Below are 505 nucleotides of genomic sequence, written 5' to 3' on the forward strand. Positions count from 1 at the left end.
GATAGCCCCTTTGTTAGCATTATACGAAAACTAGCCCGGCTGTCAAGCTAGTCCAGGCGGTCGGCAAAGAATATTTCTAATTGGGAATGGATTTGTCCCCAGTCTTTGCGTCGTCCCGTCCACTTCTTAGTAATATCAATCATGGCCAGGTACAGCATCTTTAACAAGCTGTCATCAGTGGGAAATACGGATTTTGCCTTAGTAACTTTGCGCAGCTGACGATTGAAATTCTCAATCGCATTCGTTGTATAAATGAGCGTTCTCACTTCTTGCGGATACTTAAAATAAGTGGACAAATTGGCCCAATTAGCCCGCCAGGAAAGAGCAATCTTCGGATATTTCCCGCTCCACTTTTCATCAAATGCATCCAGATGATCCAAGGCCGTTTGTTCATCAATCGCGGCATATACCAGTTTCAGATCGGCCATTAAGACTTTAATATCCTTGTAAGAAACGGATTTCGTTGAGTTACGAATTTGGTGAATTATGCACTGCTGGATTTGAG

1 protein-coding gene is annotated in these 505 nt (G+C 43.2%); it reads right to left on the reverse strand.

Annotation, left to right across the window (positions count from 1 at the left end):
- Positions 1-47: 47 nt before the first annotated feature.
- Positions 48-505 (reverse strand): IS256 family transposase (locus ALO_RS15545; RefSeq protein WP_040293614.1); only part of this gene is annotated, 458 nt, incomplete at its 5' end.

The sequence above is a fragment of the Acetonema longum DSM 6540 genome (assembly GCF_000219125.1).
Classification (GTDB): domain Bacteria; phylum Bacillota; class Negativicutes; order Sporomusales; family Acetonemataceae; genus Acetonema; species Acetonema longum.